General features: G+C 66.8%; 21 protein-coding genes and 1 pseudogene. 6 read left to right on the forward strand and 16 right to left on the reverse strand.

Going from position 1 to position 23,204, the window contains the following annotated elements; translation table 11 throughout:
* Both J0J10_RS24510 and J0J10_RS24515 read right to left on the reverse strand, forming a co-directional pair.
* Entirely contained in the window at positions 1-1,269 is a 1,269-nt protein-coding gene (locus tag J0J10_RS24510) for a TRAP transporter large permease (RefSeq protein ID WP_291634072.1), read from the reverse strand.
* Positions 1,269-1,892, reverse strand: a complete 624-nt coding sequence (locus J0J10_RS24515) for a TRAP transporter small permease (RefSeq protein ID WP_465247252.1) — start codon at positions 1,890-1,892, stop codon at positions 1,269-1,271. The genes J0J10_RS24510 and J0J10_RS24515 overlap by 1 nt, the downstream gene beginning before the upstream one ends.
* Before the next feature lie 91 nt (positions 1,893-1,983).
* Here J0J10_RS24515 and J0J10_RS24520 point away from each other — a divergent pair, with 91 nt between their 5' ends.
* A complete protein-coding gene (locus tag J0J10_RS24520) occupies positions 1,984-2,649 on the forward strand; it encodes a GntR family transcriptional regulator (protein ID WP_291649971.1) in 666 nt (221 codons plus the stop codon).
* Between the two features lie 180 nt (positions 2,650-2,829).
* Here the strand turns inward: J0J10_RS24520 and J0J10_RS24525 are convergent, their stop codons facing one another.
* The 10 genes from J0J10_RS24525 to J0J10_RS24570 form a co-directional block, all read right to left on the reverse strand.
* Entirely contained in the window at positions 2,830-3,909 is a 1,080-nt protein-coding gene (locus tag J0J10_RS24525; RefSeq protein ID WP_291634066.1) for a D-TA family PLP-dependent enzyme, read from the reverse strand.
* Positions 3,906-4,364: a RidA family protein gene (locus tag J0J10_RS24530; protein WP_291649973.1), complete on the reverse strand. Its 459-nt coding sequence runs from the start codon at positions 4,362-4,364 to the stop codon at positions 3,906-3,908. The genes J0J10_RS24525 and J0J10_RS24530 overlap by 4 nt, the downstream gene beginning before the upstream one ends.
* Positions 4,365-4,410: 46 nt before the next feature.
* On the reverse strand, positions 4,411-4,917 hold the full coding sequence (locus tag J0J10_RS24535; RefSeq protein ID WP_291649975.1) for a GNAT family N-acetyltransferase: 507 nt from the start codon (positions 4,915-4,917) through the stop codon (positions 4,411-4,413).
* A gap of 95 nt (positions 4,918-5,012) precedes the next feature.
* Positions 5,013-6,179 carry an amidohydrolase/deacetylase family metallohydrolase gene (locus J0J10_RS24540; RefSeq protein ID WP_291634060.1) on the reverse strand — a complete coding sequence of 389 codons (1,167 nt, stop codon included), beginning with the start codon at positions 6,177-6,179 and terminating at the stop codon, positions 5,013-5,015.
* 165 nt (positions 6,180-6,344) lie between these two features.
* Positions 6,345-7,277: an N-carbamoyl-D-amino-acid hydrolase gene (locus J0J10_RS24545; RefSeq protein ID WP_291649977.1), complete on the reverse strand. Its 933-nt coding sequence runs from the start codon at positions 7,275-7,277 to the stop codon at positions 6,345-6,347.
* Entirely contained in the window at positions 7,274-8,413 is a 1,140-nt protein-coding gene (locus J0J10_RS24550) for a diaminopropionate ammonia-lyase (RefSeq protein ID WP_291649979.1), read from the reverse strand. Before J0J10_RS24550 ends, J0J10_RS24545 begins: the two co-directional genes overlap by 4 nt.
* Before the next feature lie 32 nt (positions 8,414-8,445).
* Positions 8,446-9,480: an ABC transporter ATP-binding protein gene (locus tag J0J10_RS24555; RefSeq protein ID WP_291634054.1), complete on the reverse strand. Its 1,035-nt coding sequence runs from the start codon at positions 9,478-9,480 to the stop codon at positions 8,446-8,448.
* Complete coding sequence (locus J0J10_RS24560; RefSeq protein WP_291634052.1) at positions 9,477-10,466, reverse strand: ABC transporter ATP-binding protein; 990 nt, start codon at positions 10,464-10,466, stop codon at positions 9,477-9,479. The genes J0J10_RS24555 and J0J10_RS24560 overlap by 4 nt, the downstream gene beginning before the upstream one ends.
* 2 nt (positions 10,467-10,468) lie before the next feature.
* Positions 10,469-11,386: an ABC transporter permease gene (locus J0J10_RS24565; RefSeq protein WP_291649980.1), complete on the reverse strand. Its 918-nt coding sequence runs from the start codon at positions 11,384-11,386 to the stop codon at positions 10,469-10,471.
* Complete coding sequence (locus tag J0J10_RS24570; RefSeq protein ID WP_291634049.1) at positions 11,383-12,324, reverse strand: ABC transporter permease; 942 nt, start codon at positions 12,322-12,324, stop codon at positions 11,383-11,385. Before J0J10_RS24570 ends, J0J10_RS24565 begins: the two co-directional genes overlap by 4 nt.
* Between J0J10_RS24570 and J0J10_RS24575 the strand changes: the two genes are divergently transcribed.
* Positions 12,278-12,403 carry a hypothetical protein gene (locus tag J0J10_RS24575; RefSeq protein ID WP_291649996.1) on the forward strand — a complete coding sequence of 42 codons (126 nt, stop codon included), beginning with the start codon at positions 12,278-12,280 and terminating at the stop codon, positions 12,401-12,403. The genes J0J10_RS24570 and J0J10_RS24575 overlap by 47 nt on opposite strands.
* Positions 12,404-12,448: 45 nt before the next feature.
* Here J0J10_RS24575 and J0J10_RS24580 read toward each other — a convergent pair whose 3' ends face one another.
* The 3 genes from J0J10_RS24580 to J0J10_RS24590 all read right to left on the reverse strand — a co-directional run bounded on the left by J0J10_RS24580 (position 12,449) and on the right by J0J10_RS24590 (position 17,076).
* Complete coding sequence (locus J0J10_RS24580) at positions 12,449-14,047, reverse strand: ABC transporter substrate-binding protein (RefSeq protein ID WP_291649982.1); 1,599 nt, start codon at positions 14,045-14,047, stop codon at positions 12,449-12,451.
* Between the two features lie 217 nt (positions 14,048-14,264).
* Complete coding sequence (locus tag J0J10_RS24585) at positions 14,265-15,677, reverse strand: amidase (RefSeq protein ID WP_291649984.1); 1,413 nt, start codon at positions 15,675-15,677, stop codon at positions 14,265-14,267.
* A gap of 166 nt (positions 15,678-15,843) precedes the next feature.
* Positions 15,844-17,076: a M20 family metallo-hydrolase gene (locus J0J10_RS24590; protein ID WP_291649986.1), complete on the reverse strand. Its 1,233-nt coding sequence runs from the start codon at positions 17,074-17,076 to the stop codon at positions 15,844-15,846.
* A gap of 184 nt (positions 17,077-17,260) precedes the next feature.
* Between J0J10_RS24590 and J0J10_RS24595 the strand changes: the two genes are divergently transcribed.
* Entirely contained in the window at positions 17,261-18,673 is a 1,413-nt protein-coding gene (locus J0J10_RS24595) for an MATE family efflux transporter (RefSeq protein ID WP_291649988.1), read from the forward strand.
* A 407-nt stretch (positions 18,674-19,080) separates the two neighbouring features.
* On the opposite strand, the gene J0J10_RS24600 is transcribed toward J0J10_RS24595, so the two are convergent.
* Complete coding sequence (locus tag J0J10_RS24600) at positions 19,081-21,177, reverse strand: methyl-accepting chemotaxis protein (protein ID WP_291649990.1); 2,097 nt, start codon at positions 21,175-21,177, stop codon at positions 19,081-19,083.
* Between the two features lie 420 nt (positions 21,178-21,597).
* Between J0J10_RS24600 and J0J10_RS24605 the strand changes: the two genes are divergently transcribed.
* The 3 genes and pseudogenes from J0J10_RS24605 to J0J10_RS24615 form a co-directional block, all read left to right on the forward strand.
* Positions 21,598-22,353 (forward strand): L,D-transpeptidase, encoded by a 756-nt coding sequence (locus tag J0J10_RS24605; protein ID WP_291649992.1) that lies wholly within the window; start codon positions 21,598-21,600, stop codon positions 22,351-22,353.
* A gap of 4 nt (positions 22,354-22,357) precedes the next feature.
* Entirely contained in the window at positions 22,358-22,975 is a 618-nt protein-coding gene (locus tag J0J10_RS24610) for a HutD/Ves family protein (RefSeq protein ID WP_291649994.1), read from the forward strand.
* Between the two features lie 92 nt (positions 22,976-23,067).
* Positions 23,068-23,204: pseudogene (locus J0J10_RS24615) on the forward strand (UDP-glucose 6-dehydrogenase); the annotation flags it as partial.

Raw genomic sequence — 23,204 nt, forward strand, 5'->3', positions numbered from 1 at the left:
TCACTTCACCAGGGCCAGCGAGAGCCATGGGTAGATCGAGAGCAGGACCAGGAGGACGCAGGAGATGATGAAGAAGGGCAGCGTCACCAGGAACATCTTGCCGGGCTTGGCTCCCGTCACCGCAGCGGCGACGAAGAAGCACAGGCCGACCGGCGGCGAGAGCAGGCCGAGCACGAGGTTGATCACCACGACCACGCCGAAATGGCGGGGGTCGATGGCGTAGACCTCGGTCGCGATCGGCAGGAGGATCGGTACCGTCATGATCAGGCCGGGGATGCCGTCGATCACCGTGCCGATGACCAGCAGGATGACATTGACCAGCAGCATGAAGGTCACCGGATCCTTGGCGATCGCCTGGATCGAAGCTGCGACGCTCTGCGGGACCTTGCCGTAGACCAGCACCCAGGAGAATACGGCGGCGGCGGCGACGAGGAAGAGGACGATCGCCGAATAGACGCCGGCGCGCAGCATCATCTGCGGCAACTGGTCGAAGCTGAGCTGCCTGGTCCAGTAGCGGCCGATCAGCAGTGCCGCGACCGAGCCGACGGCCGCGGCCTCGGTCGCATTGGCGAGCCCGCCGAGGATCGAGCCGACGATGACGATCGGGATCAGCAGCGTCGGAGCCGACTTCAGCACAATCCTGGCGCGCTCGCGCAGGGAAAGCTTGTCGCCGGCCGGGTAATTGTAGACGAAGCCCATGGCGGCGATGATCAGGAAGAACAGGACGGTCAGGAGCACGCCCGGCACGATGCCGGAGATCAGCATGTCGCTGACCGAGACCTGGGCCAGCACGGCATAGACGACGAACATCACCGAGGGCGGGATGATCGGGCCGAGCATGCCGCCATAGGCGGTGAGGCCGGCGGCGAAGTCCTTGTCGTAGCCCTTGCGCTCCATCTCGGGGACCATGACCTGCGCCATGATCGCGACCTGGGCCGTGGCCGAGCCGAGGATCGAGGCGACGAACATGTTGGCGAGAATGTTGACATAGGCCAACCCGCCCTTGAGCGAGCCGACAAAGGCCATGGCGAGGTCGACGATGCGGCGCGTGATGCCGCCGCCATTCATGATCTCGCCGATCAGGATGAAGAGCGGGATCGCGATCAGCCCGTAGCTGTCGACGCCCCCGAACATCTGCAGTGGGTAGTTGGGCAGGAGCTGCATGCTGCCGGTGGCGGCGATGAAGACCAGCGCGCCGAGGCAGAGGCAGAGCGCGATCGGCACGCCCGCCAGCATGATCGCGAAGAAGGCTCCGATCGTGAGTGCCATCAGTTCACCACCCCGTCTGCATTGGCGGCAAAGCCGGGCAGCTTCTGCTTTTCGACGAGGCCGAGATCCTCGAAGAGATTGGCGAGCGCATGCAGGCTCATCGAGAGCGCGAAGAGCGGCATGATCAGGTAGATCACCCAGGTCGGCCAGTTCAGCGTCTGGGTCCGCTCGGTATAGATGAAGTTGAAGGACTGGCCGGCGTATTCCCTGGCGTCGAAGCCGGCCTGCGCGATGCCGACCGGATCGAGCCAGAGCCAGCACATCACCAGAAGCCCGATGCCGAAGAGCAGCACGCCGAGCGTCGCGATAATCCGGAAGATCGCGGCACCGCGCTCCGAGAAGCGCTCCGTCAGCATGGTCACCGCGAAATCGAGCCGCATGCGGGTCATGGCGGAGGCGCCGATGAAGGTCAGCCAGACCACGCTGTAAACAGCCGATTCATCGATCCAGTAGATCGGTCGCCCGGCATAGCGCGTCGCGACATTGAGCAGGATCAGGGCCGAGAGCAGGAACATCAATCCCTGGATCGCCCTGTGCTCGAGCCGCAGCCAGCGCCCTGAGAGCGCGACCACCACCTCCGGAACAGCCATCGCACGACTTTTCGCCGCCATCGCCTGGTTGATCATTCTTATGTCCCCTTGTGACTTTTGTAGATTGTATAAAATCTACATGTCAATGGCTTTTCGCCACGCGGCCCGCTAGGATGCCCCGGCCATGTCAACCACCCTGAAGCACCGGACGCTGTCCTCGGCGATCGTCGACCAGCTCCGCCAAGCCATCCTCGACGGCAGCTATCCGGCCGGCTCGCAATTGCGGCAGGACGCACTGGCGCAAGCCTATGCGGTCAGCCGCATCCCGGTGCGCGAGGCGCTGTTCCAGCTAGAGGCGGAAGGTTTCGTGAAGATCGTGCCGCACAAGGGCGCGATCGTCTCGGGGCTGTCGCTCGACGAGATCAACGACGTCTTCGAGCTGCGCAAACTGCTCGAGCCCCGGCTCTTGGCGAGCTCGATCCCGGCGATGACGGCTGCCGATTTCGAGGCGGTGGCGGGCATGGAGGCCGCCTTCGAGGAGGCGATGTCGGCCGGCGACATCAGCCGCTGGGGCCTGCTCAACGCGGATTTCCATCTCGCGCTCTATGCCCGCGCCACCCAGCCGCGCACGCTGTCGATCGTCGCGGGTCTCTTGCAGACCAGCGACCGCTATACGCGGCTGCAGCTCCAGCGCGGCTCCTCGATCGAGCGGGCGCAGGCCGAGCACAATGAGCTGATCAGCCTGTGCCGCAATGGGCAGCTAGCCGAGGCCGAGCGCTTGCTGGTCGACCATATCGAGATGGTCCGGCGCGACCTGGTTGAGTTTCTGGAGGCTGGCGGGAAAGAGTGAAGCTCTCCCCGCCGGACAAGCGGCGAAGCGCCGCAAATCCCAATTACCGGCGCGCTGCCGTCATGGTCGGGCTTGTCCCGACCATCCACGTCTTCGCTTCACTGATCGCGTGCGGTGTTCAAGACGTGGATGCTCGCCACAAGGGCGAGCATGACGGTGTGGTACCTGAACGAGAGCCGTTCAGGTCAGCTTGCCGCGGGCCGCCACCGGCAATTCGCCGATCAGCTTGTCGCCGCGCACCGTCACCAGACGGTCGACCATGTTGACGACGACGCAGACATGGTTCGGCACGATGCGCACGACCTCGCCGACCTTGGGCCGCTCATTGCTGGCGGAAAGGTCGAGGAAGCCGTGCTCCTCGGCGAATTTGGCGATCTTCGCCGAAGGGTACTCGAGGATCAGCCCATGCCCGTCGAGGCCGCCAATATCGCTGGTCAGCGTCTTCGAGCCGGAATCGAGGATGCCACGCTCGGGCGCCGCACGGCTGACCACCGTCGCATAGACCGTCAATGCGCATTCTTCGAGCGAGGCGACCCCGGCTGCGATCTGCATGCGGTCATTGAAGATCGAGGTACCGGCGCGGTGCTCGGTCGCGCCCTTGAGCTTGCCGATATTGGGCACGTTGGGCGAGCCGCCGGTCGAGACCATCCCCGCCTCGAGCCCGGCCTCGCGCAGACCGGCATTGGCGGTGTCGAGGAAAACCTGCGTGCGCTCCCAGCCATCCTCGGGCGGGTACATCATGAAGCCGGCGAAGGTCAGCCCCTTGGAGCCAGCGATAAGCTTGGCGAGCTCGACCGCCTCGCCCGGCGTGACGACGCCGGCGCGCTCGCGGCCGGTGTCGCATTCGACCACCACTTCGAGATCGCGCCCGGCGATCTCGGCCGCCTTGGGCAGGCCGGCGATGGTGACCGGATTGTCGGCGGCGACGATCATGCGCACCCGGCGCTGAAGCGCGCCGAGACGCCCGAGCTTCTCCTCGCCGAGGATGTTGTAGGAGATCAGGATGTCGTCGATGCCGCCATCGGCCATGACCTCGGCCTCGCCGAGCTTCTGGCAGGTGATGCCGCGCGCGCCGGCCGCGATCTGCAGCCGCGCCAGCTCGGGCGATTTATGAGTCTTGATGTGCGGGCGGTTGGCGATGCCCGCGGCATCGCAGGCCGCCTGGAGCTTGGCGATGTTCGCCTCGACCTTGTCGAGGTCGATGACGACGGCCGGCGTACCGTAGACGCGGGCGATTTCCTCGGCGAGCGCAGTCGTCATGGCAGTACCTTGATGATGACTTCGATCTCGACCGTCATGCGGTTCGGCAGCGAGCCCATGCCGACGGCCGAGCGGGCATGGCGGCCATTCTCGCCGAGCACGGCGACGAACAAGTCCGAGCAGCCATTGATGACCTTGGGGTGATCCGAGAAATCAGGCGCGGCATTGACCATGCCGAGTAGCTTGACGACCTCGACCTTGTCGAGCGAGCCGGCCGCCTTCTTCATCGCCGCGAGCAGGCCGAGCCCGGTCTGCTTGGCATGCTCATAGGCTTCATCGATCGAGACGTCGGCGCCGACCTTGCCGGTCGGATAGGTGCCGTCGGCGCGCTTGGGCCCCTGGCCCGAGAGATAGACCATGTCGCCGACCCGCTTGAAGCTGACATAGGTCGCGACCGGGCTCGGCACGTCCGGCAGGCTCAATCCGAGATCCTTGAGCTTCTGATCAGCACTCATTCGCATTTCCTCCAGGCAGATTCCGGCGCCGTCTCGGCACCGGCGATCAAAGTTCGCGCGTCATGTAGCGGGCGTCATCGTCATAGCTCGCCAGCTTGCGATCAAGCGATGCGTCATGCGTCAGGCGAAAGCCATGCCGCTGCCAGAAGCCGGCCGAGCGGTTGACCGCGATCAACGCCATCCGGCGAAGCGCGGCCTTGCGCGCCTCCTCTTCCAGCAGCGCGACCACACGCGACGCCGCGCCGCTGCCCTGCGCACGCGGCAGCAGAGCAAGATCATGGATGTAGTAGGCGTCGGCATCCGGCGGGATCGCGCCGAGCCGGCTGTTCAGCGCCGGCGCCTGCAGCAGCGGCCAGGGGTGACTGACGACATAGCCGGCGAGGCCGCCATCGGCGCCGGCAAGCGACAGGCACCCGGCCGGCGACAGCACCAGCCGCTCGGCGAAGACCGCCTCGTCCTCGGGAAAGCCGGGATGGACTTCCGCCGCGACGTTCATGACGCCCGGCAGATCGGCTGGCACCATGGGGCGCCAAAGGAGAGCGGTCGCAGTCATCGTCTTCTTCTACCCGGAACGATCCCCCGCAGGCACCACTCAGCGCCGCGCCCGGGGAAGTCGTGCCGGGTGTAGCAGAAACGTTCGGGCGGCGGCTACGCCGCCTCGACCTTCCTGAACTTGTTGCTGCGCTTCGGGTGCCACCAGGCGCCCTTGAGCACGACGCCCTCGGAGACGATCTTCTTGTCGCCGATCAGATGCTCGCCGGTGACGTCGACATAGTCGAACTTGCCTTCCTTCACCGTCAGGATCGTCGCATCACCGAGCGAGCCGACCTTGAGCGAACCATATTCCGGCCGCTTCAACGCCATGCCGGCATTCAGCGTCGAGGCGGCGACGACGTTGTTGAGGCTCATGCCCATGCAGAGGAACTTCGACATCGTGGTGACCTGGTCATAGGCCGGCCCATCGATGCAGAGCTTGTGCACGTCGGAGGAGATCACGTCCGGCTCGAAGCCGTTGGCGAGCATGGCGCGCGTGGTCTTGAAGGAGAACGAGCCCTTGCCGTGGCCGATGTCGAAGATGACACCGCGCTTGCGGGCGGCGAGCACCTCTGGCTTCACCGTGCCTTGCGCGGTCGAGGGCGCGTTCGGGAACGGGCGGAAGGCGTGGGTCAGCACGTCGCCCGGCCGCAGCATGCCGATGACCTCCTCATAGGATGGCGGCGGATGGTCGATATGGCACATCAGCGGCATGCCGACCTCGTTGGCGACCTGCAGCGCGATGTTGAGCGGCACGGTGCCCGAATTGCCGGAGGCGTGCAGGCCGACGCGGACCTTGATGCCGACGATCAGGTCGCGGTTCTTGTCGGCGACCTCGACGCAGTCGATCGGGTTCATCATCCTGAGGTCGCCGCTCTCGCCGACCATGACGCGGTGGTCGAAGCCGTAGATACCGGCATGCGAGACATGGAGATAGGCGAGGATGCGCGCCTGGCTCTTCTCGATGACATGCTTGCGGAAGCCGGCCCAGTTGCCGGGACCGGCCGAGCCGGTATCGACCGAGGTGGTGACGCCGGAAACCCGGCAGAATTCGTCGGCATCGATGCCGAGCGAAGTGCCGCCCCAGTAGACATGGGTGTGCAGGTCGATCAGCCCGGGCGTGACGATATAGCCGGAGACGTCGCGGATCTCCTTGGCGCCCTTCAGGTCCTTGCCGAAGCCGGAGACCTTGCCGTCGGTGAAGGCGACGTCGAGGACGCCGTCATGCTTCTGCGAGGGGTCGATGACCCGGCCGCCCTTGAGAATGAGATCGTGGGTCATGCTGCTTCCCCGCCTTGGCGTTCATTGTCGAAATTCATCTCGTCATCCCGCCCCTAGCAAAGCAGGAATGTGGAATCCACGGCCGTGTCTTCATCGCGAAGCCGGCTGCAAAAATCGCGGCTCTCCCGGGATGGGCCCGCGACGATCCGGTGCGGGCCAGGGCGGTCACGCCACCGCCGCGCCCTTGCGCTCTACGATCATGCCGTAGGTCTGCGGCTCGCGGTGTTTCGCGAAGTTGAAGGTCGAGTTCTTGTAGCTCTTGCCGAGATCGAGATCGCAGCGGGCGATGACGAGCTCGTCGCCCTCGGTCACCGCCTGCGCCACGACCTCGCCGGTCGGCGCGATGATGCAGGAGCCGCCGATCTGGTCGACACCGGCTTCGAGGCCGGCCTTGGCGACGCCGACAACCCAGGTCGCGTTCTGGTAGGCGCCGGCCTGCATGACGAGCTGGTTGTGGAAATTGCCGAGCCGGTCATGGTCGGGCGCCGGCGGGTTGTGCTTGGGCGTGTTGTAGCCGAGCACAATCATCTCGACGTCCTGGAGCCCCATGACGCGGTAGCTCTCGGGCCAGCGCCGGTCATTGCAGATCATCATGCCGAGGCGCCCGCCCATGGTCTCCCAGACCGGCCAGCCGAGATTACCGGTCTCGAAATAGCGCTTCTCGAGATTCTGGAAGGCTGCGTCGGGGCGGTGCTCGGGATGGCCGGGCAGATGGATCTTGCGGTATTTTCCGACGATCGCGCCGGATTTGTCGACCAGGATAGCGGTGTTGAAGCGGCGCTTGCGGCCATCCTCGAAAGCGAGCTCGGGATAGCCGAGATGGAAGCCGATGCCGAGCTTCGCAGCTTCGGCGAAGAGAGGCGCCGTCTCGTTCGAGGGCATGGCGCTCTCGAAATAGGAGTCGATCTCGGCCTCGTCCTCCATCCACCAATGCGGGAAGAAGGCGGTCAGCGCCGCCTCCGGGAAGACGACGAGATCGCAGCCATTGGCCTTGGCCTGGCGCATCAGCGCGATCATGCGGGTGACGGCCGAGGCGCGGCTCTCCTCGCGGTGGATCGGCCCAAGCTGGGCGGCGGCGACGGTCAGGATACGACTCATTTCAGCACGTCCTCGGCGGAGCGGCCGACAATGCCGCGATAGACTTCCGGATCGGTCGCGCCCTCGGTGCCGTAGCAGAGCACGCGGGACGAGGTGTCGAGGCCAAGCGCGCTGCGCAAGGCCGGATCGCGCGCCGCCTTGAACAGACCGGCGAGCCCGGCGACGCCGGATTCTCCGCCGACCACGCCGAGCGTCGCGAGTTGGCGCATCGCATCGGCGGCGGCCGCGTCGCGCACCGTCATGAAGGCGTCGGCGCCGGGCTGGAGGATGCGCCAGGCCAGGATCGAGGGCTCACCGCAGGCAAGGCCGGCCATGATCGTCTCGAGATCGCCGCCGACCGCCGTGACCGCCCCGGCCTTGGCCGATTCGAACAGGCAGGCGGCATTCTCCGGCTCGACCACCACGAAGATCGGCCGCGCCGCGCCATGGCGCTCCCAGCTATCGGAGAGCACGGCCGCAGCGATGCCGCCGACGCCGCCCTGGACGAAGACATGGGTCGGCTGCGCGCCTTGCGTCTCGACCTCGTTGGACAGGACCGAATAGCCCTGCATCACGTCCTTCGGCAGCTGCTCATAGCCGGGCCAGGAGGTATCGGAGACGATCTGCCAGCCATTGGCCTCGGCTGCCGCCGCACAGGCGCGGACGCTGTCGTCGTAATTGCGGCCCTCGCGGACGACGGTCGCGCCATAGGAGCGGATCGCCTCCGCCCTGCCCTCGCTGACGTTCTCGTGGATGTAGATCACCGCCTTGACGCCGGCACGCCTTGCGCCCCAGGCGACCGAGCGGCCGTGATTGCCATCGGTCGCGCAGGCGACGGTCAGCCCCTCCCGACCACGCGCCGCGACCAGCCGGTCGACGGCATAGGCGCCGCCGAGGGCCTTGAAGCTGCGCAGGCCGAAGCGGCCGCCCTCGTCCTTGTAGAGCACCTGGCCGAGATCGAGCGCGTCGGCGATGGCCGGAAGATCGCGCAATGGCGTCGGCGCATAACCGTCCCATGCGGCGATCGCCGCATGGGCGCTGCGGCCCTTGTCGCGGGAGAGGATGGTGCGCAGATCGTCGCCATAGGGCGCGTTCCGGTCGAGCCGCGGATTGAGGATGAAGTCCGGACCGCGGCTATCTGAATTGGCGTCTGTCATGGGCTGATCGTCGACCTCGCTCGGCCCCCTGGTCAAGCGTCGGCGAGCGCAGGCACGGCCTGCTTCAGGAGCGGGTTATCCTCCGCCGGCAGATCGTGCAGATGGCAGGCGGCGACATGGCCCTGCGCCATTGGGCGCAAAGCCGGCTCTTCCGTACGGCAGCGATCGAAGACGTAGGGACAGCGCGTGTTGAAGCGGCAGCCCTTGGGCGGATTGATCGGGCTCGGCACGTCGCCCTTGAGCAGGATGCGCTCGCGCCGGATTTTTGGATCGGGCACCGGCACGGCAGAGAGCAGAGCCACCGTATAGGGGTGGCGCGGCGCGCCGAAGATCTGCTCCTTGGTGCCCATCTCGACGATCTTGCCGAGATACATCACCGCGACGCGGTGGGTCATGTGCTCGACGATGGCGAGGTCGTGGCTGATGAAGAGCAGGGCCAGGCCAAGTTCCTTCTGCAGATCGCAGAGCAGGTTGACGATCTGCGCCTTGACCGAGACGTCGAGCGCCGAGACCGCCTCGTCGCAGATGATCAATTCCGGCTCGGCCGCGAGCGCCCGGGCGATGCCGATGCGCTGACGCTGGCCGCCGGAGAATTCGTGCGGCCAGCGATTCACTGCGTCTCGCGGCAGGCCGACCTTATCCATCAGCGCCATGGTGCGCTCGGTGACCGCCTCCTTGCCCTGGACGATGCCGAAATTGGTGATCGGCTCGGCGAGGATGTCGCGGACGCGCATGCGCGGGTTGAGGCTGGAGAACGGGTCCTGGAACACGACCTGTACACGCTGGCGCAGCGGCCGGAGCTTGCCGGTGGAAAGCTGGTCGATGCGCTGGCCGTCGAGCACCACCTCGCCGGAGGTGATATCGAACAGGCGCAGGATCGCCTTGCCGACGGTCGACTTGCCGCAGCCGGATTCGCCGACCAGCGACAGCGTCTCGCCCTTGGCGATCTCGAAGGAGATGCCGTCGACGGCGTAGACATTCGCCGTGATGCCCGAGAGCAGCCCGCCGCGGATCGGGTAGTGCTTCTTGAGGTCGTTGACCTGGAGGATGGGCTGGGTCGTGCTCATGCCGCGACCGCGTCCTTCGGCGCATAATGGCAGGCGGCGATATGACCGGCGGCCTTGAGTTCGAGGCCGGGCGCGACCTGGCGGCAGAGATCGGTCACCTTCGGGCAGCGGCCGGCGAAGACGCAACCGTCGATGCGCTTCTTCAGGCTCGGTACCAGGCCGGGGATTTCGGAGAGGCGCTCGGTATGCCCGGAGAGCGAGGAGCCGAGCTTCGGCACCGCGCCGAGCAGGCCTTGCGTATAGGGATGGCGCGGATTGGCGAAGAGTTCGCCGACAGGCGCCTCCTCGACCTTGCGGCCGGCATACATCACCACGACCTGGTCGGCGACCTCGGCGACGACGCCGAGATCATGGGTGATCAGCATGATCGCGGCACCGACGCGGGCCTTGAGGTCGCGCATCAGGTCGAGGATCTGGGCCTGGATGGTGACGTCGAGCGCGGTGGTCGGCTCGTCGGCGATCAGGAGCTTGGGCGAGCAGGCGAGCGCGATCGCGATCATCACGCGCTGGCGCATGCCGCCGGAGAGCTGGTGCGGGTATTCCGCGACGCGCCGGCGCGGCTCGGGAATGCCGACGAGCTGAAGCATCTCGACAGCGCGCTCGGTCGCCTGAGCCTTCGACATGTTCTGGTGCAGCCTGAGCGTCTCGCCGATCTGGCGGCCGACGGTCAGCACCGGATTGAGGCTGGTCATCGGCTCCTGGAAGATCATCGAGATCTCGTTGCCACGGATCTGGCGCATCTCGGCATCCGAGCATTCCAGGAGGTTCCGCCCCTGGAAGCGGATGGCGCCGGCCATCTTGCCGGGCGGCTCCGGTATCAGCCGCAGGATCGACATGGCGGTGACCGACTTGCCACAGCCGGACTCGCCGACCACAGCGAGCGTCTGGCCCGCCTCGATGGAGAAGGAGACACCGTCGACCGCGCGGTTGATGCCGTCGGGCGTGCGGAAATGGGTCTGGAGCTTGTCGATTTCGAGCAGGGCCATGGTCAGAGCCTTTTCGCCATGCGCGGATCGAGCGCGTCGCGCAGGCCGTCGCCGAGCATGTTCACGGCAAGGACGGTCAGCGACAGGAAGATGGCGGGGAAGAGGATGATGTGGGGCTTGACCTGCCAGAGCGCACGGCCCTCGGCCATGATGTTGCCCCAGGACGGCGTCGCCGGCGGCACGCCCGCCCCGATGAAGGACAGGATCGCCTCGACGATCATCGCGCTGGCGCAGATATAGGTCGCCTGCACGCTCATCGGCGCCAGCGTATTGGGCAGGATATGGCGGAAGACGATCATCGGCGTGCGCGTGCCGGCGGCGATCGCCGCATCGACATAGGGCTGCTCGCGCAGCGACAGCACGACGCCGCGCACGAGGCGCGCAACGCGCGGGATCTCGGCGATGGTGATGGCGATGATGACGTTCTGGACCGAGCCGCGGGTCAGCGCCATCAGGGCGATGGCGAGCAGGATCGGCGGGATCGACATCATGCCGTCGATGACGCGCATGATGATGCCGTCCGACCAGCGCACGAAGCCGGAGAACAGGCCGATGACCAGGCCTGCGATCGAGGCCAGGATCGCGACGCTGAAGCCGACAAGCAGCGAGACCCGCGCGCCATACATGACGCGCGAATAGATGTCGCGCCCCAGCATGTCGGTGCCGAACCAGTAGAGCTCGGAGGGCACGCGAGTGCGCCGCGCGGTCGAGATCGCGGTCGGATCGACGGTGCCGAGCCAGGGCGCGAACAGGGCGATGAAGAACATGATCAGCAGCAGGACGCCGCCGATCGCGATCGAAGGGTTCTTGCGCAGGAAGCCGGTGAAGCCGGTCAGCGGCTTCCGGGCCTTCAGCACGTCGGGAAGTTCAGGAGCGACCGCGAGGTCGCCCGGAACCGGGGCGGGATGCTGCACGGTCAATAGCGTATCCTCGGATCGACGAGGGTGTAGATCAGGTCGATGGCCAGGTTCACCAGCACATAGACGAAGGAGAAGATCAGCACGACGCCCTGGATGACGGGGTAGTCGCGGCGCAGGATCGCATCGAGCGTGAGGCGTCCGAGCCCGGGAATGGCGAAGACGCTCTCCGTCACCACGGCGCCGCCGATCAGCAGCGCGACGCCGATGCCGATGATGGTGATGATCGGCACCGCCGCATTCTTCAGCGCGTGCAGGAAGAGGATGCTGTTCTGCGCAACGCCCTTGGAGCGGGCGGTGCGGATATAGTCCTGCTGCAGCACGTCGAGCATGGTCGCGCGGGTGATGCGGGCGATCAGCGCGACATAGACCAGGCCGAGCGTGACCGCCGGCAGGATCAGGTTCTGGAACCAGGGCCAGAGCCCTTGCGAAATTGGCGTGTAGCCCTGCACCGGCACCCAGTCGAGCTTGAGCGCAAAGACATAGGCGAGCAGGTAGCCGACGACGAAGACCGGCACCGAAAAGCCGAACACGGCGAAGGCGACGACGGCGCGGTCGATCCAGGTCCCGGCCTTCCAGGCAGCGACGACGCCGAGCGGCACGGCGACGCTGACGGCCAGGATCAGCGTCAGCACCATCAGCGAGAGTGTCGGCTCGATGCGCTGCGCGATCAGCTGCGTCACCGGCAGCGACGTGAAGATCGAGGTGCCGAGATCACCCTGGAGCACCCGGAAGAACCATTCGCCGAAGCGGACGAGATAAGGCCGGTCCAGGCCCAGGCTGGCGCGGATGCGTTCGACATCGGCCGGCGAGGCCTGGTCGCCCGCGATGATGGCGGCGGGGTCGCCCGGTGCGATGTAGAGAAGCGAAAAGACGAACAGCGCCACGAAGGCCATGACGGGTATCGTCGTGATGATGCGTCTTACGATAAAAGCGAGCATCCGCAGCCTTTTGCTGGAAAGTGGGCGCCGCATCGTTTCGGACTGGAACAATCCGAAGCCGCGCGACGGGCGTCGTTGAAAAGCCGACGCCCAGGCAGCGGCCCGGGCGTCGATCTCATCCGTGTCAGGCCTTGGCGACGTTCCAGAAGAACGGCAGCGGGCCGCTGGTCACGCCGGTGACGTTCTTCCGCCAGGCCTGATAGCCGAGATAGAAGCCGGTCGGCGCGAAGACGACGTTCTCGACGGCGGCCTTGTTGAGACGGGCCATCGCGGCCTTTTCCTCGGCCATGTCCTTGGCGTTGAACCAGTTGGTGACCTCGGTCTCGACCGCCGGCACATCCGGCCAGCCGAACCAGGCCTTGTCGCCATTGGCGCGGATCGCGGTGTAGGAGGACGGGTTGAGGCAGTCCGCACCGGCATGCCAGGTGTGGAACATGCTCCAGCCGCCCTGCCCCGGCGGGGTCTTCTGGGCGCGCCGCGCCCCGACCGTGCCCCAATCGGTGGCGACGAACTCGACCTTCATGCCGATGCTCTTCAACAGCTCGGCGGTGACGTCGCCCATCGACTTGGTCGCCGACATGTCCTGCGCGACCACGCAGATCACCGGCTCGCCCTTATAGCCGGCCTCGGCCAGGAGCTTCTTGGCGGCCTCGATGTTCTTCATCTTCAGCATCGCCCCACCCTCTTCGGTGTAGAGCGGCGTGCCGGGGGTGAAGAAGCCGGGCAGCGGTTTCCAGAGCTTGTCGTCGTCGCCGACGATCGAGCGCATATAGTCTTCCTGGTTCATCGCCGTGAGGACCGCCTGGCGCACCTTCACATTGTTGAAGGGCGGATGCAGGTGGTTCATGCGGAAGGACCCGATATTGCCGAGCGGGTCGCCGATATCGACATTGATGTTGGCGTTGCTCTTGAGCACCGGGACGAGATCGGAGAGCGGGGTCTCCCACCAGTCGACCTCGCCGTTCTGCAGCGCGGCGGCGGCCGTCGCGGCGTCGGGCATGATCACCCATTCGATGCGGTCCACGAGCATCTTCTTGCCGCCGGCGAGCCAGTCCGCCGGCTCCGAGCGCGGCACATAGTCGGCGAACTTCTCGAACACCGCCTTGGCACCGGGGACCCATTCGCCGCGGGCGAATTTCATCGGGCCCGAGCCGACATATTCGGTGATCTGCGTGAAGGGATCGGTCTTGGCGATGCGCTCCGGCATGATGAAGGAGCAGGGCGCATTGTTCTTGGCCAGCGCCAGCAGCATCTTCGGATAGGGCTGTTTCAGCACCCATTTCCAGGTGCGGTCGTCGACGGCGGTCAGCTCGTTCTCGATCGCCCGGATCATCAGGCCCATCGGGTCGCGGGCCTGCCAGCGCTTTAGGCTCTGCACCACGTCCTTGGCGAGGACGGGGGTGCCGTCATGGAATTTGAGGCCGGGACGGAGCTTGAAGGTCCAGGTCAGGCCGTCGGCGGAGACCTCCTCGGCCTCGACCATCTGGCGCTGCGGCTGGAACTTGGAATCGATGCCGTAGAGCGTGTCCCAGACCAGCGCCGCCGCGTTGCGGACGACGTATTGCGTTCCCCAGATCGGATCGAAATTGGCGAGGTTGGCTTGCGGCACGAAGCGCAGGGTCTTGGCGGCGGCTCCCTGAGAAAGGGCCGGCATCGCCAGCCCGCCGGAAGCTGCAAGCACGCCCGTCCCTGCGGCAGACTTCAGAAAACTTCTGCGGTCCATCAATCTCTCCCCTGAAACGGCCACCTCTTGCGGGCGACCTTGGGGCGAGTGTGGGCGGAAAAATCCGCTCTGACAACACGCTCCGCGAACCGTCCGCGACGGCAGAAGAGCTTGCAGGGTTCGTGCCAAAAGACAGATGTCGGCGCCTCGCGGAGCCGACATCACGGAATGATGCGTGAACCGGAGGCTATCCGGCAAAAAATTGCGCGCACCCTACCTAAATCGTTTCAATCGGCGCATCGACACGCGGGAAGGGTCGCAAGGCCTCGAAAGCCGCTGCCGCCTGCAACACCCGATAATCGCTTCCGTAAGGTCCGACGATCTGCAAGCCAGCGGGCAACCCGGCCCTGGTCAGGCCGCAAGGCACCGAGGCCGCGGGGGCCTGCGTGATGTTGAACGGGTAGGTGAACGGGGTCCAGCGGGTCCAGTCCTCGCCATAGCCGCCATGGGCCGGCGTGTTGCGGCCGACGGCGAAGGCGGGCAGCGGCAGGGTCGGGGTCAGCAGCAGATCGAAGCGTGCATGAAATTGCGCCATCTGCAGAGCCAGCGCGTTGCGCCGATTGAGCAGGACATCGACATAGGTGGCACCGTCGATGCGCTCGCCGGCCTCCGCCACCGCGACGAGGCCCGGGTCCATCCGCGCCCTCGCCTCGGGGCCGGCACTGCGCAAAGCGAGGGCCGCGCCGGCCGACCAGAGCGTCATCAGCGTGTCGAGCGGATCGGCAAAACCCGGATCGACCTCCTCGACGCGGGCGCCGAGCTCGCGGAAGGCCAGAGCGGCATCGCGCGTCAGCGCCGCAATCTCGGGATCGACCGGCACATCGCCGCCGAGCGTCGCCGACCAGGCGATCCGCAGCCCCCGCACCCCGGCATCGAGGCCCGCGGTGAAATCGGGCGGCGCATCGGTCATCGCCGTCATGTCGCGCTCGTCCGGCTGGCCGATGGCGTTCATCGCCAGCGCGGCATCGCGAACCGTGCGGGTCAGCGGGCCGAGATGGGCGAGAAAGCCCATGGTCGAGACCGGCCAGGCCGGGACGCGGCCATAAGTCGGCTTCAATCCGAAAACCCCGGTGAAGGCGGCGGGGATGCGCACCGAGCCGGCCCCGTCGGTGCCGAGATGGATGCAGCCGAGATTGAGCGCCGCCGCGGCTGCGGCTCCGGAGGACGAGCCGCCCGGCCCGGTCGCGACATCCCAGGGATTGCGGGTGATGCCCGTAAGCGGCGAATCACCGACGCCCTTCCAGCCATATTCCGGCATCGTCGTCTTGCCGAGGAAGACGCAGCCGGCCTCGCGCAGCCGCGCCACCGCCGGAGAATCGGCTGTGAAAGGCGCATCGGACGCCACCGCCGAGCCGCGTCGCATCGGCCAGCCGGCGACACCGAGATTGTCCTTGATCGTCACCGGCACGCCGTCGAGGGGCCCGAGCGGCGCGCCCTTCAGCCAGCGGGCCTCGGCGTCCTGCGCCATGGCGAGCGGCACCTTGTCGTCGCGGACGACGAAGGCGTTGACCTGCGGCTCGAAGCGCTCGATGCGCGCCAGCGCATCCTTGGCGACCTCGAGCGGCGAGAGCTCGCGGGAGGCGTAGAGCGGCGCGAGCTCGGCGGCGGAAAGCGAGGCAATGGCGGTCATGACGGCACCCATTCGGAAGATGAGATCGGAACTCACCGTCATCCCGGGCAAGCGGCTTCAGCCGCGCAGACCCGGAATCCATCGCAGGGCTCCGCGCCCTAAGACGGATCCCGACGCTCCGCTTCGCTGCGTCCGGGATGATGGAGAGTGGTCGTGAACACTCTGGCTATCGGGCATTCGCCGCGCGCCAGGCGGCGCTGAGCAGGACATTGGCGCCGGCGACCATGTCCTCGTCGGTGCTGAGCTCGGCCGGATTGTGCGAGAGGCCGCCGATCGAGGGGATGAAGATCATCGCCGTCGGGCAGAGCCGCGACATCATCTGGGCGTCGTGGCCGGCCCCGGAAATCATCCGGCGGATCGGCAGCCCGAACTCGGCGGCGCTCGCCTCGACGCTGGCGATCAGCTCCTCGGCGAAGGGCGTCGCCGGAAAGCGGGCGAGATCGCGGAAGCTGATCGCGATGTCGTCGCGCTCCGACAATTCGGCGCAGAACTTGCGGACCGCCGCCTCAGCCTCGGCCAATGGCGCGTCCAGCGGGTTGCGCAGGTCGAGCGTCATCACCACCGTCTCGGGCACGACGTTGACATTGCCGGGCTGGACGCGAATGACGCCGCAATTGGCGAGCTGTCCGGGGATCGTCCTGGTCAGCTCATTGGCGAAGATGTTGATCCTGGCGGCTGCGAGGCCGGGGTCCCGGCGATAGCGCATCGGCGTGGTGCCGGCATGGCTGGGCCGCCCTGTCAGGGTCAGTTCGAGCCAGCAGATCCCCTGGATGCCGGTGACCGCGCCGAGACCGCCGCCCTCGCTCTCCAGGATCGGGCCCTGCTCGATATGCAGTTCGAGATAGGCATGCGCCGGCAGGAAGCCGGGCTGTTCCTGACCGTGATAGCCGATGCGGCCTAGCTCGGCGCCGAGCACGGCGCCGTCGGCGTCCTTCTCGGCATGGGCTGCCTCGACGCTCATGCCCCCTGCCCAGACATAGGAGCCGAGCATGTCCGGATGGAAGCGCGCGCCCTCCTCATTGGTGAAGGCGATCACCGCCATGTCGCGCCTCGGCTGCAGGCCGGCATCGCGCAGGGCGGCAAGCACCTCCAGCCCCGCGATCACGCCGAGCGCGCCGTCGAAGCGCCCGCCGGTGCCAACCGTGTCGATATGCGAGCCCATCACCACAGCCGGGCCGTCCTGCTGCCCCTTCAGGATGCCGACGATGTTGCCGATGGCGTCGACCTTCACCGTCAGGCCGAGCGCCTGCATCTGGCCGACCAGCCAGTCGCGCCCCTGCTTGTCCTCATCGCTCAGAGCGAGGCGTCGGCAACCGCCCTCCGGCGTCGCGCCGATGCGCGAGAGCGCCGCCAGCCGCGACACCAGTCGCTCCCCATCGATCCGCAGGTTGGTGCTCATCTCGCAGGCGCTCCTTGGCAGGCATGGCTTCGGTTCGGATACGCAGCAGGCAGGAAGCGAGCCGCCCGCGCAAGAGGCAGAATGGCTCCCCGACGTGGAACGAGGGCGCTTCATGCGCAATGCACCGCCTGCCACGACAGCATGGGGGCTGTTAAGTGGCTGCCTGCCCAGATAAAAGGCAGCCATGTCACAGATCGCGCTTCACATGCGGCCGGCGAGCCCCTGGCTCACCGAGGTCAAGGCCATGCTGGCGTTGAGCTGGCCGATGGTGCTGACCAATGTCGCACAGACCGCGATGACGGCGACCGACGTCATCATGATGGGCCATCTCGGGCCCGATGCGCTGGCCGCGGGCGCGCTCGCCACCAATCTCTACATGGCCGTGCTGATCTTCGGCATCGGCGTGATGGCGGCAGTCGCGCCGATGGTCGCGATCGAGCTCGGACGGAACCGGCATTCGGTTCGCGACGTGCGCCGCACCGTGCGCCAGGGTTTCTGGGTTGCGGCGACCCTGGCGGGGCCGATGTGGCTCTTCCTCTGGCAGGCCGAAGCGATCCTCAAGACGATGGGCCAGAACCCGGCATTGGCGGAGGCGGCTGGCTCCTATCTGCACACGCTGCAATGGGGTCTGCTGCCTTTCTACATCTATCTCGTCCTGCGCGGCTTTCTCGCTGCTCTGCAGCGGCCGTTCTGGGTCTTCGTGACCGTGCTCTTCGCGGTCGTCTTCAACGCCTTCGCCAACTGGGTGCTGATGTTCGGGCGGCTCGGCTTCCCGGCGCTCGGCCTGCCGGGCTCGGGGCTGGCGACCTCGCTGGCCTCGACCCTGATGTTCGCCGGCCTCGCGCTCGTGGTCTCGCTCGACCGGCGCTTCCGGCGCTACCGCCTGTTCGGGCGCTTCTGGCGAGCGGACTGGAGCCGCTATCGCGCCTTCTGGCGCATGGGCCTGCCGATCGGCACGACGGTGAGCTTCGAGGTCTGGATCTTCAACGGCGCCGCCTTCCTGATGGGCCTGCTCGGCCCGACCTCGCTCGCCGCCCATGCGATCGCGATCCAGATCGCCTCGCTGTGCTTCATGGTGCCGATGGGCATCGGCCAGGCCGGAACGGTCAGGGTCGGGCATGCCTACGGTGCCGGCGACAGGGAGGGCATCGCCCGGGCCGGCGCCACTGCGCTCGTGCTGGCGACCGCTTTCATGTGCTTCACCGCGCTCCTGATGCTGCTGATCCCGCACTGGCTGGTGGTGCCGTTCCTCGACGCCAGCAAGCCGCGCGCGGCCGAGGTGGCGCAGCTTGCCATGCTGTTCCTGTTCTATGCGGCGATCTTCCAGATCGTCGACGGCATCCAGGTGGTCGGCGTCTCGATCCTGCGCGGCCTGCGCGACACGCGCGTGCCGATGTTCTTCGCCGGCCTCGGCTATTGGGGCATCGGCCTGCCGCTCTCGGCGGCACTCGGCTTCCTGACGCCGCTCGCCGGCGTCGGCATCTGGATCGGGCTCGCCACCGGTCTTGCAATCGTCGCCGTGCTGATGCTGACGCGCTGGTTCGCCCGCGAACGGCTTGGCCTGATCCGGAGGCCGGCGGCCACCGACGCCGCCTAGATCGCCGCTCGGACGCGATCACAGTGATCCATCTCATTATTATCGCATCTGATTTTTTCGAAAAATGGAGCCCATTTTTCGGTCCGATGCGATGAGATCGGCTCCGATCAGCTTGCTCGGTCATCCGGCTGGCGCCCTCGGGGCCGCCCCTGAGCGGACCCGAAGATGAACGCTGCGGAATGCCGGAAGCCCTCGCGTGCCTCTGGTCCCCTACGATGGCTTCCGGAGCTGCGTGGCTTCGCCGCTTCTCCGGAGCGACGATCAAGTCAGAGCGTCCTGCTGCAGTTTCCGCCGCCAGACAGGGCTGCCGGACATGCGAAAAGGGCCGCTCCCGGCAGGAGCGGCCCTCGGATCGGTCTTGCGCGGGCGCCCGGGCCGGCTCGATCGGGAACCGGCCTCTCCCTGCCTCAGAACTCCTCCCAACCGGCATCGCCCTGGCGGGAATTGGCGACCTTGCGCATCGGTGCGGCCGGTCGCGGCTCGCGGCGCGGCGTCGCCTTCTGCTGGGCGAAGGCAGCCTCCGCGAGCTGGCGCAGGCGCCGCGGCTCGCTGTCGGCCTCGCTCGCGGCAGACGTGGTGGCACGCGACTGCGGCGCAGCGGCAAGCGGCACGGCCGAAGCGGTCCCACCGGTGCGGAAGCTCGCCACCAGCGTATTGAGCTCGCCGATCTTGCCCGAAAGAGACCCCGCCGAAGCGGCGCTCTGCTCGGCCAATGCGGCGTTCTGCTGGGTCATCTCGTCCATATGCGCCACCGTCTGGCTCATCTCCTCGATGCCGTTGGCCTGCTCCGCCGAAGCGGCCGCGACCTCGGAGACCGTGGTCTGGACCTTGCGCGAGGCATCGACGATGCGGGTCAGGGCATCGCCAGCCTGACGGACCAGCTTAACGCCCGCCTCGACCTCGGTGTTCGAGGAGGAGATCAGCCCGGAAATATCCTTGGCCGCCTCGCCCGAACGCTGTGCCAGCGTACGCACCTCGCTCGCCACCACGGCGAAACCCTTACCGGCATCGCCGGCGCGCGCCGCTTCGACCGCCGCGTTCAGCGCCAAAAGATTGGTCTGGAAGGCGATGTCGTCGATCACCCGGATGATGTCCGAGATCTTGCGCGAGGCGTCCTCGATACGGGCCATCGCGGAAACCGCCTCGTTGACAATGCCCCCGCCGGTCTGCGCGACCGCCATGGCCTCACCGGCCAGAACGACGCCCTGCTGCGCGGCCTGCGCCGACGCCTTGACCGAGGCCGCGAGCTCCTCGGTCGTGGCGGCGCTTTCCTCGAGCGAGGAGGCCTGCTCCTCCGTGCGCTTCGAGAGATCGTCTGCGCCGGTCGCGATCTCGCGCGCCGAAAGCCCGACATCGCCGGCGGTCGCCTGGATGGTGCGCAGCGTCAGCGACAGCTTGTCGGCGGTGTCGTTGATCGCGCCCTTGAGATCGGCGAAGCGGCCGCGATAGGCGCTGTCGATACGATGCGTGAGATCGCCGGCCGCGATCGCCTGGAGCGCCTCGGCGAACTCGGTGGTGGCGGCGTCGACGACGCGATTGATCTCGTTGATCCCGGCGACCAGCTTCGCCATCTCGGCATCGGCCCCGTCGAGCGCCAGCCGCGCCGAGAAATCGCCGGCTGCGGCAGCGGCGACGACCGTGCCGACATCGGAAACCACGAGCGCCATGGATTCGGCCCGTGCCAACCGCTCCTCCGCCGCCGCCCGCTCCTGGGCCTGCAGCAGCGCGACCTGCTCCGTGCTCTGACGCAGCACGGCGAGGGCGCGCGCCATGGCGCCGATTTCGTCGCCGCGCTTGGTGTGGGGAACCTCGATCTGCGTGTCGCCCGCGGTGACGCGGTCCATCGCCTGTCCGAGATCGAGCAGTGGGCGCGTGATCGACCGCTGGGCGAACAACATGGCGGCAGCGAACGAGGCGATCAGGGTAGAGAACAGCAAGACCGGCAGAATCCACTGAACCTGCCGGGTGAAGCTGGCGGCCTCCTCGGCGAGCGCATCGCCGACGGCCTCGTTGCGCTTGGCGAAGGCGACGAGGTTGTCGTTCAGGGCACGCCGATTGGCGCGGTTCAGATCGGTGTTGCCCTGCTCGTCCGCCGCAGCCGGCGAGACCTCGCGGCCAAGCCTGATCGTCTCGGCGCGGAAGGCGATGAACTCATCGATCGATTTCTGCACCTTGAGAGCCGCTTCGCGCTCCGCCGCCGGCACGCGTGCGACCAGATCGGCCGCGAGCTTGCGCATCACCGGGAAGCGCGCCTCCTTCGTCTTGGCGAAAGGTTCCGCCTCCTTCGCATCCTTCGACATGTAGATGCCGCGCGAATCCATCACGACAGCGAAGACCTGCGTGTTGATCCGTTCGGTGAGCAAGGTGATTTCACCCTGCACGTCGGAGCGGTGATTGAGATCCTGGGAGCGGGAAAGCGCGTAGAGGGCGAGGCCAGCCGACAGCACGGCACCGATGGCGATAATGCCGAGCATCGCCAGTATCTTGAAGCGAATCGATTTCATTGCGTCCTGCGCCCCCTCCCCCGGGCGCACGGCCGCGGGTCAAATGCCTTGGTCCAACGGCCGGGCGCCGCAGGATAGCCAAAGGTTGAAGAAAGACTTGCCGGGCAACCTTTAAAACTCGCTTAAATTGCTGTTAAATTGAGCATATCACGACGTCCTGATCGGATCGGCGGCTCCGGACCGGAGCTCCGCCCTCGCCTTCGCAAGCGCGCGGCAACCAGTTTGGTCATGCGTACGACGCATGAAAAACTGTTGCATCCAGGCAACGCTCTGCAACCGCCTTACTTTCGCCATATCGTCTTCACCCGAGCGCCATGCCAAGCCGCGAAGTGAAAAGCCGTCCGCCGGGCACGGCTCTTTGGAACCGACCGGCGCTCCAATCGTTTTCGCCGCCAGTTGCCCTATTTACGAGCCGAGTTCATGCCCTCCCGCCAGCCTGCCGCCCCCGACCAGCTCTCCCGCCGCCGGTTCGTCACCCTCGCCTCCGCGTTCGCCCCGGTCGCGCTGACCGGCTGTGTCAGCACGACGCAGCAGCCCTATGAGGTGCGGGCGCCGATCCATCACAACGCCGCTTTCCTGTCGATGTATGACGAGCGGCCGGAGGAGACGTTCCCGCTGCCGGCCACCGATATTTCCGAGGTCGAGACGCGTTTCCTGCGGCAGGAAGTGAACTACCGCACCAATGAGGCGCCCGGCACGATCGTCGTCGACACCTCCGCGCGCTATCTCTACCTTGTGCGCGAGAACGGCCGCGCCATCCGCTACGGCATCGGCGTCGGCAAGCAGGGCATGTCCTGGCGTGGCCGCGCCACCGTGGCGCGCAAGGCGGCCTGGCCGCGCTGGACGCCGACCGCCGCGATGATCAAGCGCGAGCCCGAACGGAATGCTCCCTGGGCCGGCGGCATGAAGCCGGGGCTCGAGAACCCGCTCGGCGCCCGCGCGCTCTATCTCTACCAGGGCAGCCAGGACACGCTCTACCGCATCCATGGCACCAGCGAGCCCTGGTCGATCGGCAAGGCCGTGTCCTCAGGTTGCATCCGCCTGTTCAATCAGGACATCATCGACCTGCACAGCCGCGTACCGACCGGCACTCCGGTCGTCGTGCTGAACCGCAATCCCTCGAACGAGCCGCTCCTGGAGACGGATGCCCCCGCCCCCGAAGACGACTACATCTGATAGCTTGAGGCCCGACGGTCTCGCGCTGACGCTGCTGGATCCGGCCGAGTACGGCCGGGCGCCCTGGAAGAATGGCGGCGGTGTCTCAATCGACATCGCCGCGCGCTACCGTGACTTCGCCGCCATGGGCTCCGAGGAAGGACTGGTCTGGCGTCTCGGCCGCACGTCCATCTCGGCCGCGGCCCCCTTTTCGGATTATGCGGGCCATGATCGCCAGCAGGTGGTCGTGACCGGTCGCGGCCTGGTGCTGGAGACGCCTGACGGTGAGCTCTCCCTGCGCGAGCCCTTTCGCCCGATCGGCTATGACGGGGGCTTGAGCATCGTCAGCCGGCTCGAGGACGGCCCGGTCGAGGTCGTCAACCTGATCGCCGACCGCAGCATGGCGAGAATCGCGCTTGGCGTGCTGCAGGAAGGCTCGGCCCTCTTCCTCCAGCCGGGAACGCATATCGTCTACGCAGCGGCCGGCCCGCTGGCCCTCGAGGTCGAGGGCGCGGCGACACCGCTCGGCAATGACCAGGGCCTGCGGATCGAGGCCGCGCGCCCTCTGAAGCTGCGCGGCGAGGCCGGGCGCGGGCTGATCGCCTCGATCTATCCGGCAACCCCGGACGCGCTTCCGGCCTGAGCCAAGCGCGTCGCGAATTTGCCTGGCGACCGATTTGCTATAGGGGCTGCGCCATCCGGCAGGCCCGCCGGGCAACAGGATAAGAGTGCCTTATGCGCGTTACGATGATTGGCTCGGGCTATGTCGGCCTGGTTTCGGGGGCGTGCTTCGCTGATTTCGGCCATGAGGTGATCTGCGTCGACCTGGACGCCGGGAAGATCGCGGCGCTGAACCGCGGCGAGATCCCGAT

This window comes from Allobosea sp. (assembly GCF_017308075.1).
Lineage (GTDB): Bacteria > Pseudomonadota > Alphaproteobacteria > Rhizobiales > Beijerinckiaceae > Allobosea.

Excerpts from the sequence above, each read along its gene's own strand:
- J0J10_RS24510 (WP_291634072.1), bottom strand. The coding sequence starts at position 1,269 with ATGGCACTCACGATCGGAGCCTTCTTCGCGATCATGCTGGCGGGCGTG.
- J0J10_RS24520 (WP_291649971.1), top strand. The coding sequence starts at position 1,984 with ATGTCAACCACCCTGAAGCACCGGACGCTGTCCTCGGCGATCGTCGAC.
- J0J10_RS24525 (WP_291634066.1), bottom strand. The coding sequence starts at position 3,909 with ATGACGACTGCGCTCGCCGAGGAAATCGCCCGCGTCTACGGTACGCCG.
- J0J10_RS24530 (WP_291649973.1), bottom strand. The coding sequence starts at position 4,364 with ATGAGTGCTGATCAGAAGCTCAAGGATCTCGGATTGAGCCTGCCGGAC.
- J0J10_RS24535 (WP_291649975.1), bottom strand. The coding sequence starts at position 4,917 with ATGACTGCGACCGCTCTCCTTTGGCGCCCCATGGTGCCAGCCGATCTG.
- J0J10_RS24540 (WP_291634060.1), bottom strand. The coding sequence starts at position 6,179 with ATGACCCACGATCTCATTCTCAAGGGCGGCCGGGTCATCGACCCCTCG.
- J0J10_RS24545 (WP_291649977.1), bottom strand. The coding sequence starts at position 7,277 with ATGAGTCGTATCCTGACCGTCGCCGCCGCCCAGCTTGGGCCGATCCAC.
- J0J10_RS24550 (WP_291649979.1), bottom strand. The coding sequence starts at position 8,413 with ATGACAGACGCCAATTCAGATAGCCGCGGTCCGGACTTCATCCTCAAT.
- J0J10_RS24555 (WP_291634054.1), bottom strand. The coding sequence starts at position 9,480 with ATGAGCACGACCCAGCCCATCCTCCAGGTCAACGACCTCAAGAAGCAC.
- J0J10_RS24560 (WP_291634052.1), bottom strand. The coding sequence starts at position 10,466 with ATGGCCCTGCTCGAAATCGACAAGCTCCAGACCCATTTCCGCACGCCC.
- J0J10_RS24575 (WP_291649996.1), top strand. The coding sequence starts at position 12,278 with ATGACGGGTATCGTCGTGATGATGCGTCTTACGATAAAAGCGAGCATC.
- J0J10_RS24570 (WP_291634049.1), bottom strand. The coding sequence starts at position 12,324 with ATGCTCGCTTTTATCGTAAGACGCATCATCACGACGATACCCGTCATG.
- J0J10_RS24580 (WP_291649982.1), bottom strand. The coding sequence starts at position 14,047 with ATGGACCGCAGAAGTTTTCTGAAGTCTGCCGCAGGGACGGGCGTGCTT.
- J0J10_RS24585 (WP_291649984.1), bottom strand. The coding sequence starts at position 15,677 with ATGACCGCCATTGCCTCGCTTTCCGCCGCCGAGCTCGCGCCGCTCTAC.
- J0J10_RS24590 (WP_291649986.1), bottom strand. The coding sequence starts at position 17,076 with ATGAGCACCAACCTGCGGATCGATGGGGAGCGACTGGTGTCGCGGCTG.
- J0J10_RS24595 (WP_291649988.1), top strand. The coding sequence starts at position 17,261 with ATGTCACAGATCGCGCTTCACATGCGGCCGGCGAGCCCCTGGCTCACC.
- J0J10_RS24600 (WP_291649990.1), bottom strand. The coding sequence starts at position 21,177 with ATGAAATCGATTCGCTTCAAGATACTGGCGATGCTCGGCATTATCGCC.
- J0J10_RS24605 (WP_291649992.1), top strand. The coding sequence starts at position 21,598 with ATGCCCTCCCGCCAGCCTGCCGCCCCCGACCAGCTCTCCCGCCGCCGG.